Genomic DNA, 10,386 nt, shown 5'->3' with positions numbered 1-10,386 from the left:
ATATTAAGATTGATATTTTTTTTTTTTTTTAAGCTGTCAAAACATAACTATGTTTTGGCAGTTTTTTTTATTTAGAATTGTTTCTATAAAAAGAAACACGTTTTAGAAAGGCTAAAACGTGTTTTTATTATTGTACAATCTTTTTTTTATTGTTTCTTGTAGATAGAATAAATAGTATTTATTGTTTTTCTATCCAATACGCCATCAACTTCGGTTTGAATATAATGGAGTTTAAAAGCGGTAATTGCCGATGTAAGATTCTTTGTATTGTAACCTATGATGCGTAAAGCAGGTTCTATTTTAAAATCAAACGGAGCTTCTTCCAGAATTTCATCTTGCCAAATCCCAAAACCTAGACCAGCTAGTGTTTTCCAAGGAAATAATTTACTAGGGTCTTGTTTTCTTCCCGGAGCAATATCTCCATGTCCTAAAATATTTTGTGCAGGGACATTGTACTCTTTTTTCAATCTCGTTAATAGAGCAATTAAGCTACTAATTTGTGTTTCAGAGAAAGGCTCAGTTCCGTTATTATCTAATTCGATACCTAACGAAGAAGAATTAAGATCGGTATTTTTTCCCCAAGTCGAGTTACCAGCATGCCAAGCACGTAAATAATCGTTTAGCATTTGTACCACTTTACCATCTCTGGAGATAATATAGTGAGCACTTACTTGCGTTTTTACTTTAGTAAAAGTATTTACAGTTTGTTGCAAAGAATCCTGTGCTGTATGGTGAATAATGATGAAGTTTGGTTTGCGTAAATTAAAATTTACGGTACCAATCCATTCCGTATTAATACCATTTTGTAATGGAGTCGATCCTGTTATCGAAAGAGAGTCTCTGTAAATATGTAATTGCTTAGCGTACGAAGTGTCTATACTTACAGCTACTGTTGGTGCTGGTATAGGCTGAGCCTCTTTGCTAGTAATTTTATCTTCAAGAGTCTTAAGTTGCTGGTCGTATACTTTTTCGCTATTCTTATAAGGATTCGTTGAGCAAGAAGTAATTGCAATTGCTGTAATCAGACAGTAAAAATACTTTTTCATATCTTGAAATTGTTTTTATGTTTAGAGAAAACAATTATTTTTTCTTTTTCTTAGCTTTCTTGGAACCAGTTTGATTTTTGCGTTGCTCCATAAAAACAGTGTACTTCTCTTTTTGATCTTTGTTTAAAAAATCAGATACTCGTTTATTGGTAACTTCAGAAAGAGCTTGAATTTGTTTTATTTTATCATCTTGGCTGCTACTTTCGTTTTTCAAAAGTATACCTTGTTCTTTTATACTTTCAATCAAAACATTCGATACTGCAATTTCTTGTAACGCATCAAGGTTAAGTTCAGGCTTTAGTTCTTCCATTATTGTGGCAACAATTTCCTCAACAGGAGTCTCTTTGGGTTTGCTGGTATTACCCATCTGTCCCATACCTTGGCTCATACTACCATTCATTCTGCCGCCGCCGTAGCCACCACCACCGTAGCCACCGCCACCATAGCCATTACCGTACCCGTTTCCGTATTGAGCAGAAACAGAGTTTGCAAAAAATAACATAAAGGCAAATACTATTGCTGTTTGAATTGTTTTCATGTCTTATGTTTTAAAATCAAATATTCAAAAAAAATGTATTGTAAATTTAAACAGGTTCACCGTATAAATCAAATTCTGTAGCTTCTATTATTTTAATATTAACAAATTCTCCAGTTTTTAGATAGTTTTTAGACGCATCAATTAATACTTCATTATCAACATCAGGACTATCGAACTCTGTTCTTCCAACAAAATGAGCGCCTTCTTTTCTGTCAATGATACATTTAAAAGTTTGTCCTACTTTCTCTTGGTTTAAATCCCATGAAATTTGAGATTGTAATTCCATGATTTCATTAGCACGAGCTTGTTTAACATCATCTGGAACATCGTCTTCAAGTAAATAAGCGTGTGTGTTTTCTTCATGAGAATAAGCAAAACAACCCATTCTGTCAAATTTCATTTCCTGAACAAAATCTTTAAGAATATTAAAATCCTCTTGAGTTTCTCCTGGGTAACCTACAATAAGTGTAGTTCTAATAGCCATTCCTGGAACAGCATTACGGAAATCTTTTAATAATTTTGTTGTTTTTTCTTGAGTTGTACCACGACGCATTGATTTTAAAACCGAATCCGAAATGTGCTGCAACGGAATATCAATATAGTTACAAATCTTTGGCTCGCGTTTCATGATTTCAAGAACGTCCATCGGGAAACCAGTAGGGAAGGCGTAATGCAAACGAATCCATTCAATTCCTTCTACTTTTACTAAAGCTTCGAGTAATTCGCCTAGATTTCTTTTCTTATATATGTCAAGACCGTAATAAGTTAAATCCTGAGCAATCAAGATTAATTCTTTTACACCATTTTTGGCTAAACCTTCAGCTTCTTTTACTAATTTTTCAATAGTTTGCGATACGTGTTTTCCACGCATAAGCGGAATAGCACAAAAACTACAAGGTCTGTCGCAACCTTCAGCAATTTTTAAATAAGCGTAATTTTTAGGAGTTGTAGTTAAACGTTCACCTAATAATTCATGTTTATAATCAGCTCCTAGTGCTTTTAATAATTGAGGTAATTCAGTTGTACCAAAATATTGGTCAACATTTGGGATTTCTTTTTCTAAGTCAGGTCTGTAACGTTCAGACAGACATCCTGTCACGAAAACTTTATCTACTAATCCTTTTTCTTTCTTATCTGCGTACTCTAAAATCATGTTTACTGATTCTGCTTTAGCATTATCAATAAAACCACAAGTGTTTATTACAATAATATTGCCTTCTTCGGCAGCAGGAGCTTCATGTGTTACTTCCTTTCCGCTGGCGCGAAGTTGCCCCATAAGTACTTCACTATCATATACATTTTTCGAACACCCAAGAGTGATTACGTTGATTTTATTCTTTTTTAAAGACTTGGTTCTCATACTTTTATAAATTGGAGTGCAAAATTACATTTTTTATTCCTAGAAACACCATGATTCCTTCTTTTTTCTGAAGTTGTTGTTATGAGTTCTAGGAGCTGGAACCTGCTGTCCGCTATATCTTTTTCTGTCTAAAGAAGCCAGAAAAAGGATGCCGCTTCCATCAGGGCTAGTGTAGAATTAAAAAACCACTTCAAGAATATAGAAGTGGTTTTAAGATTATAGAAAATTTAATCTAGTTTTTAATTAATTTTTTTGTTACTAGTGTGTCTTCATTAATGTGTACAATGTAGATTCCTGGTAGAGTTGAATATGTATTTATTTCAATCAAATTATCAGAATGTATAGTTTTGTCAATTCTTATTTCATTTCCAGATACATCAAAGAGTTTTATTTTTTCTGGATTTTTAAATTTGTTTATGTTTTGGATATAGAAATTATTTGTTATCGGATTTGGGTATAAACTTAAATTAGAATCTATTGCTAAAGAATTGTTTTCAATGTTTTGTGAGTCATCAGTTGCTAGATTTGAATATAAACTTTCTTGGTTTTTTGAAGTGGGTATAGTCTCATTTTCGTCATTTGATACTAATCTTGCACTTCTTCTTCCTATGCTCCCTGTTCCAGAAGTTGCTCTTTTTGTGATAATGTTTATTACGTTGCTAATGCTAATTATTGCGTTGTTTTGAATAGCAAGCCTTCTGAATTTACCACCACCCTCACTATTTCGATGGCCTAATTCTCCTCTCCTTTCAGGAAAAATATATGAGCAATTTGAATTTACGGCATTTGGTATGTTTGTCCATATATTTGGGGCAGAAGATTGAACTTGACTTTCTTCTTCTTTTATTTGCCATTGATATGAAATGGAATTATTCAGTGTGTTTCCGATGAAAGGAGTAGGTTGGTAATTTGTTGCGGATGTTAATTCTTGGTTGCAACAAATAGTATTTATAGGGGGTGTAATGGTTGAAATCGTAATGTATTCGCTAATATTATATTGTCCGTCGCTACTTATTGCAATTCTTCTAAATGAGGTTGTTTGAATGAATGTATTTGGTGGTGTGTAATTTTGGAATGTTGCTCCATTAATGTTAGCCCAATTATTGCTTCCTATTCTTTGTTGCCATTGATAGTGTGTTATGTATGTGTTTTTAGAAGATTCGCCCATCCCTGTGCTTGATATTGTACCAGTTAAAGGGGCTGACTTGCTTCCAGGGGAAATTGATTGGTTATCAAAAATGTAATTGTTTTGAATTAGACCACTAGTTTTTACTGTAGCATAGATAGGATTTATTTTTATTCCTTGGAAGTTAAACCCAATTTTTAAATAGGAGTCTGGAGTTATGTCAGAGGATTTTATTTTTATATTATTAAATGTTATGATGCCATTGGTAACAGTTGGTATTATCCCTTTTCCTTGATTTAAACTTACCTTTGTTGATGTTTTGTCACCTATTTGAATCCCTGCGATCGGGTAGTAGCCAAGCTCAAGTTTTGATCCATAGGTACAATTATAATCAAAAGACAAATCAATGCTGGTTGTTCCAATTTCACCACGTTCATAATCAGGAACAATAATTGTGTTGTTTATTAATGGTAATCCGTTGCTGTATGAAATGCTTCTTAAATTTATATTTGCTGTTGCTGGTTTGTATGGTTCATTTCCTGTTTTTGTACCACCAATAAGTTTGTATGTTAATTTATTAGAAGTTGTTTTAGCTTTTTCTCCTCTGTAAGTAAAAACAATAGAGCAGCCAGTATTGTATGCAGTAGCTCTTTTTAAACGTAATTTTTGACGATAAGTATGGCTATATTTAGCGTTGTTAGGGGTTAGTTTTATTAAGTTTTCAAAAAGAAAATGGGGAACAACGCCGTTATTGTAATATTCAGCTGGTTCATTATTAAAATCATTTGGTTCGTAAAAGTAGCCATTTGAAAAACCTTGATAGATGTTAATGTCGCTACCTGTATATGATACTTTTACATCAAATTCTATATCTAAATCATCGACTCCGTTAAAACTGATTGTGTTATTTGGTAAAGCCAAACCATTGGTTATAATATTTAATATTTCGATGCTAACCTTAGGGTCATAATTAGTGTTTACACTTTTGTTTGTTGAGTACAATGTGGAATTAACTAATAGTAATGCAATAAAGTAATTTTTTAGCTGAATCATAATTTATTGTTTTTAAGTTAATTACTAAAATATAGTAAATAAACTACAAAAACAAATTAACAGTGATTTATTGTAAGATTTTATTTAAAAAAAAAACAGTCAGCTAATAGCTGACTGTTTTTTTTTTTTTTTTTGATTAATTTTATGTTTTAATTACAATTCAAATAACATAGTCAATGAAACGTTATTGAATTTTGTGTTAATATTAGCGCCATCAGTAAATCCTTGACTAAAGAATGCTTGATGAGAATTTCTCTTAGCGTAAGAATAAGCTAGATCTACCTTAGTGGAGCCAAAGTTATATCCTAAACCTCCTGAATATCCATTTAAATCACCAATTGTAGAGCTGTTTTTGTATGGACTTTGTTCAAATCTGTAACCAGCTCTTAAGCTAAGTAGTTTGATTTTGTATTCCGCACCAATTCGTACTTCGCTACTATTAGTCAATTGGTCGCTCATAGTATTATTTACTCCTCTAAAAAAACTGTCGTTTGTTGGTTTAAACTTAGTGTTGCCATAATCTTTAATCGCATAATCAACACTTAATAAACCAGTTTTTCCAAATACGTATGCAAAACTTGCGGTCCATTTTCCTGGAGTTTGCAGTTTGTATGATTCATATATGTTCACTATTTGTGGGTCAACGATGGCAGGAGGTAATTCTCCAATATTATTACCGCTTACGGTTACTAATTTCTGAGTGGTTTCATCGTAGAGTTTGTACCAAGTGTTCGATTCGTAAGCAAGACCTAATCGTACTTGGTTAGTTACTTTGGCAATCGCACCTACTTGAAAAGAGAAACCTGTTCCGTAGGTATACAGTTGATTATCAAAATAAGCTCTGTCTATCTGGTCGTTTGCGGTTGTATTATTGTTGTTGTGTTCGTAAAAACTTGTATTTCTTGTATAATCAGTAAAATGAGAGTTTAAGTTTATTCCTATATATAGTTTGTCTTTATAAGATGTTGCAGCATTAAAGGATAGCTTGCCATTATACCCATTGGTATGAATTTCATTTTCTTGATAATAATTTCCTCCAGTAGGAACGAGTGAAATGTAGCGGCTATTTGGGTTGTTTAAATCCGCTACATCAATTATATTTCCTTGTCCGTAAAATCCCATCATAGCTTGCTGTGCTGAATATCCGCTTAGTTCAGGATATTGGAAACTTGGTAAGGTGTTGCCTAGGTATCTATATAGGCTACTTATGTATTCTCCATCCTTTCGTGTGACTAATTCTTGAGGTACTGGCGCGCCACCATTACCTGTATTTGCATAGCTTAAAAAGTATTGGTCTATAGAATTCGTTGGGTTTACTCCAGCAGAAAATATATCGTTGTTGTAGTTGTTGGTGTTTTCGTAATTAACAGCTACAGATATTTTTTTCCAGTTACTTTTTGAATGATAATTATTAAAAACTAAAACTCCTCCAGCTTGATTCAGTATAAATGAATTATTGCTTTCGTTAGTTTTTGCGCCAAAATAATTAGAGTTGTTCTTTGTGTTGTAATTACTTAATGTTACACCAAACTGGTTATTTGCAAATACAGCAGAGCCGGCAGGGTTGATATTTAAAGATGATAAATCACCACCAAGCGCTCCAAATGCACCACCCATAGCACGGAAACGAGCAGTTCCGTTTAGGTTGTCTTGTGAGTAACGCATTGCGTCAGAAATACCTTGAGAGTGTATTGTGTTAATAGATAGTCCAGTAAGGATTAGGAATATATACTTTTTCATGTTCAGATAAATAGGTTTTAATTCGTTTTAAAGAAGATGTAAATTATCTTCTTCCGCCGCCAGAAGATCTTCCGCCGCCTCCGCCACCGCCAGACATTCTTCCGCCACCGCCGCCTGATGAGCTAGGGCTGTATGATCTGGATGGAGTGCTAGAAGGGGTGTAGGTTCTAGTTGGACTAGATGAACCAGGGTTATAGCTTCTGGTTGGAGTGCTACTGCTGTTATCTCTTCGTGTTGGAGTATATGTACTGTTTTGTGAACCCGAAGATTGATCTCTTCTAGTGTAATTAGAATTACCGTTGGTATTTCTTGTTGTATTATAAGAGTCGTTTCTTCTGTAATCTGTATAATTTGAGTTGGTATTTCCTCTTCTGTTAGTGTTGTAGTTAGAGTTCTGAGAATCACTTCTTCTGTAGTCAGTATAGTTACTATTTCCTCTTCTGTTGGTAAAGTTTGTAGTTCGGGAATTAGTATAGTCGCTACTTCCTCTTCTGTTTACAGAGTAGTTAGAGTTTCTAGAATAACTTCTATTGTTGTAATAGCTATTATTACGGCCTACACTATTATTGTAGTAAGAACCTCTGCGGCCATAGTTGTAAGAGTAGTCGTTGTATCGGTAACCATAATAAGGTCTGTATCCATAATAAGGATAGTATGATGGGTAGCCCCATCCGCCACCATAATATGGATAACCCCATCCGTAACCGTAACCAAAGCCACCATAATAAGGATAACCAAAACCAAAAGACAATCCCCAAGTATTAGGGTATATGTTTACAGATACGTCTTGAACATTGCTTCCCCAACCTGCATAACTAATGCTTGAGTTTGCTATGCTGTCATCAGATTCGTTATAAGAACCATAATTATCAACATTTGTAAAGATTTCTGTAGGTTCGTCATTGTTTTGTAGGGAGCTAAAATAATCTTTGTATTGATTATTGGTGCTGCTAGTAGTAACTCTTTCTGTGTAATTATTAGATGATGTTCTGTATATGCCATCGTTGTCATAATAAGAACTATTTTGATAAGAACCACACGAAGTTACTAGAAAACACAATAAGGCTGTAATGGAAAAAAGAGCCGTGTTTTTTTGGAAAAAAATATTAGTTTTCATATCTGTGGAATTTTTTATTGTTGGACAATACAAAAATAGTTAGTTTTGTGGAACTATTTAGTTAAAATAAGTTAAACAAAATTTGTGCCAAACTATTCAATATGAGTAAGAACCTTACTACAAGATCAGAAGATTATTCAAAATGGTATAACGAGCTGGTTGTAAAAGCGGATTTAGCCGAGAATTCAGGAGTTAGAGGATGTATGGTTATTAAGCCGTACGGATATGCTATTTGGGAAAAAATGCAGGCTGAGTTAGATCGAAAATTTAAAGAAACAGGACATCAAAATGCCTACTTTCCGTTATTTGTTCCAAAAAGCATGTTTGAAGCTGAGGAGAAAAATGCAGAAGGATTTGCAAAAGAATGTGCTATTGTTACTCATTATAGATTAAAGAATGATCCCGATAAGCCAGGAAAGCTTATGGTTGATCCTAATGCGAAACTAGAAGAAGAGTTAATTGTTCGTCCTACAAGTGAGGCTATTATATGGTCTACCTATAAAGGATGGGTACAGTCATATCGTGATTTACCTTTATTAATTAATCAATGGGCAAATGTGGTTCGTTGGGAAATGAGAACTCGATTGTTTTTAAGAACAGCCGAATTCTTGTGGCAGGAAGGTCATACAGCCCACGCTACGAAAAGTGAAGCTGTTGAAGAGTCAGAGAAAATGATGAATGTATATGCTGATTTTGCTGAAAATTTTATGGCGATTCCAGTTGTAAAAGGAATAAAAACAGAAACGGAACGATTTGCAGGTGCTGAAGAGACTTATTGTATTGAAGCATTAATGCAAGATGGTAAAGCATTGCAAGCAGGAACTTCTCATTTCTTAGGACAAAACTTTGCAAAAGCATTTGATGTGAAGTTTGCAAATGCCGAAGGGAAGCAGGAATATGTGTGGGGAACTTCTTGGGGAGTTTCTACGAGATTAATGGGAGCTTTAGTAATGACGCACTCAGATGATAAAGGATTGGTCTTGCCTCCAAATTTAGCACCTATACAAGTAGTGATTGTTCCTATTCATAAAACAGATGAGCAGCTAGGTGAAATTACTGTTGTGGTAAATGAATTGGTTTCTCAGTTAAGAAAGTTGAATATAGCTGTGAAGTATGATGATAGAACTACACAAAAGCCAGGATTCAAGTTTAATGAATATGAATTAAAAGGAGTGCCGATTCGAATTGCGGTTGGTCCTAAAGATTTAGAAAATGGAACTTTTGAAATTGCAAGAAGAGATACGTTAACTAAAGAAACAGTTTCGAAAGATGGAATTGTGACTTATGTGAACGATTTATTGAGTCAAATTCAAGTTGATTTGTATAATAAAGCATTAGATTATCGAAATACTCATATTACAGAGGTAAATAATTTTGATGAGTTTAAAGATGTTTTAGAGAATAAAGGTGGCTTTGTATCAGCTCATTGGGATGGTACTGCGGCTACAGAAGAGAAGATTAAAGATTTAACGAAAGCAACAATTAGATGTATTCCTTTGGATGGAGTAGAAGAGGCGGGAACCTGTGTGTTTACTGGTAATTCTTCTTCAAGAAGAGTGCTTTTTGCTAAGGCGTATTAATTTTTTTAATTTTTTTTGCTTCAGCTATTGTGCATCTAAAAAACAGTTGTATCTTTGCAACCGCAATACAGAAGCAGGCCCGTTCGTCTATCGGTTAGGACGCATGGTTTTCATCCATGTAAGAGCGGTTCGATTCCGCTACGGGCTACTACTTTTTTGCAGGTTAAAAGTTATTTGAATATTGAAAATACAATGGCCCGTTCGTCTATCGGTTAGGACGCATGGTTTTCATCCATGTAAGAGCGGTTCGATTCCGCTACGGGCTACAATTTCAATTTTGAATAATTTATTAAAAACTTAGAAGAATACTGGTCCGTTCGTCTAGGGGTTAGGACTTCAGGATTTCGTCCTGGTAACAGGGGTTCGATTCCCTTACGGACTACTAAATTAGTTGTAAATAAGTTTTGTAAAATAGAAGCTGGTGTCTCGGTTTTTGTTTTATTAGTTAAAGCTAAAGTGATTGTTTTGCAATTGTGGGAGGCTTTTCTTTTTTAACTAGTATTTATAATAATTATTACATCTAAAATTAAAAAAAAATGGCAAATCATAAGTCAGCGTTAAAAAGAATCAGAAGTAACGAAAAAAGAAGAGTTCTTAACAGATATCAACATAAAACTACTCGTAATGCTATTAAAGCATTAAGAATAGCTACTGATAAGCAAGATGCTACTTCAAAATTATCAACTGTAATTTCTATGATTGATAAATTAGCGAAAAAGAATATCATTCATGATAACAAAGCGTCTAATTTAAAATCTAAATTAACGAAACATGTAGCTAAATTGTAATCATACAATTTGCTTAAAATATATTAAAAAGTTCTCTT

Annotated in this window: 8 protein-coding genes and 3 tRNA genes; 5 read left to right on the top strand and 6 right to left on the bottom strand. The window is 33.8% G+C overall.

Annotated elements, in window-relative coordinates:
* Positions 1-146 precede the first annotated feature (146 nt).
* From OA93_RS21450 to OA93_RS21425, 6 genes are all read right to left on the bottom strand, one after another.
* Positions 147-1,046, bottom strand: a complete 900-nt coding sequence (locus OA93_RS21450) for an N-acetylmuramoyl-L-alanine amidase (protein WP_039116096.1) — start codon at positions 1,044-1,046, stop codon at positions 147-149.
* 34 nt (positions 1,047-1,080) lie between these two features.
* The gene (locus OA93_RS21445) at positions 1,081-1,584 is read right to left on the bottom strand and encodes a hypothetical protein (protein WP_039116094.1); all 504 of its coding nucleotides are present in this window, start codon (positions 1,582-1,584) and stop codon (positions 1,081-1,083) included.
* 46 nt (positions 1,585-1,630) lie between these two features.
* On the bottom strand, positions 1,631-2,944 hold the full coding sequence (gene rimO / locus OA93_RS21440; protein ID WP_039116092.1) for a 30S ribosomal protein S12 methylthiotransferase RimO: 1,314 nt from the start codon (positions 2,942-2,944) through the stop codon (positions 1,631-1,633).
* Positions 2,945-3,176: 232 nt separating this feature from the next.
* The gene (locus OA93_RS21435) at positions 3,177-5,123 is read right to left on the bottom strand and encodes a T9SS type A sorting domain-containing protein (protein WP_039116090.1); all 1,947 of its coding nucleotides are present in this window, start codon (positions 5,121-5,123) and stop codon (positions 3,177-3,179) included.
* 153 nt (positions 5,124-5,276) lie between these two features.
* Positions 5,277-6,863: an outer membrane protein transport protein gene (locus OA93_RS21430; RefSeq protein ID WP_039116088.1), complete on the bottom strand. Its 1,587-nt coding sequence runs from the start codon at positions 6,861-6,863 to the stop codon at positions 5,277-5,279.
* Positions 6,864-6,906: 43 nt separating this feature from the next.
* Positions 6,907-7,980 (bottom strand): hypothetical protein, encoded by a 1,074-nt coding sequence (locus tag OA93_RS21425; protein WP_039116085.1) that lies wholly within the window; start codon positions 7,978-7,980, stop codon positions 6,907-6,909.
* A 101-nt stretch (positions 7,981-8,081) separates the two neighbouring features.
* On the opposite strand from OA93_RS21425, the gene proS reads away from it, so the two are divergent.
* From proS to rpsT, 5 genes are all read left to right on the top strand, one after another.
* A complete protein-coding gene (gene proS / locus OA93_RS21420; RefSeq protein ID WP_039116082.1) occupies positions 8,082-9,560 on the top strand; it encodes a proline--tRNA ligase in 1,479 nt (492 codons plus the stop codon).
* Between the two features lie 76 nt (positions 9,561-9,636).
* A tRNA-Glu gene (locus tag OA93_RS21415) sits at positions 9,637-9,708 on the top strand.
* Between the two features lie 46 nt (positions 9,709-9,754).
* A tRNA-Glu gene (locus tag OA93_RS21410) sits at positions 9,755-9,826 on the top strand.
* A 44-nt stretch (positions 9,827-9,870) separates the two neighbouring features.
* Positions 9,871-9,942, top strand: a tRNA-Glu gene (locus OA93_RS21405).
* A 154-nt stretch (positions 9,943-10,096) separates the two neighbouring features.
* The gene (gene rpsT, locus OA93_RS21400) at positions 10,097-10,348 is read left to right on the top strand and encodes a 30S ribosomal protein S20 (RefSeq protein ID WP_035622425.1); all 252 of its coding nucleotides are present in this window, start codon (positions 10,097-10,099) and stop codon (positions 10,346-10,348) included.
* The last annotated feature ends 38 nt before the right edge of the window (positions 10,349-10,386 follow it).

The sequence above is a fragment of the Flavobacterium sp. KMS genome, assembly GCF_000813005.1.
Lineage (GTDB): Bacteria > Bacteroidota > Bacteroidia > Flavobacteriales > Flavobacteriaceae > Flavobacterium.
This window is presented reverse-complemented; position numbering and strand designations above follow the sequence as displayed.

Coding starts and splice junctions, on each gene's coding strand:
- OA93_RS21450 (WP_039116096.1), bottom strand. CDS start 1,046: ATGAAAAAGTATTTTTACTGTCTGATTACAGCAATTGCAATTACTTCT.
- rimO (WP_039116092.1), bottom strand. CDS start 2,944: ATGAGAACCAAGTCTTTAAAAAAGAATAAAATCAACGTAATCACTCTT.
- rpsT (WP_035622425.1), top strand. CDS start 10,097: ATGGCAAATCATAAGTCAGCGTTAAAAAGAATCAGAAGTAACGAAAAA.
- OA93_RS21445 (WP_039116094.1), bottom strand. CDS start 1,584: ATGAAAACAATTCAAACAGCAATAGTATTTGCCTTTATGTTATTTTTT.
- OA93_RS21425 (WP_039116085.1), bottom strand. CDS start 7,980: ATGAAAACTAATATTTTTTTCCAAAAAAACACGGCTCTTTTTTCCATT.
- OA93_RS21430 (WP_039116088.1), bottom strand. CDS start 6,863: ATGAAAAAGTATATATTCCTAATCCTTACTGGACTATCTATTAACACA.
- proS (WP_039116082.1), top strand. CDS start 8,082: ATGAGTAAGAACCTTACTACAAGATCAGAAGATTATTCAAAATGGTAT.
- OA93_RS21435 (WP_039116090.1), bottom strand. CDS start 5,123: ATGATTCAGCTAAAAAATTACTTTATTGCATTACTATTAGTTAATTCC.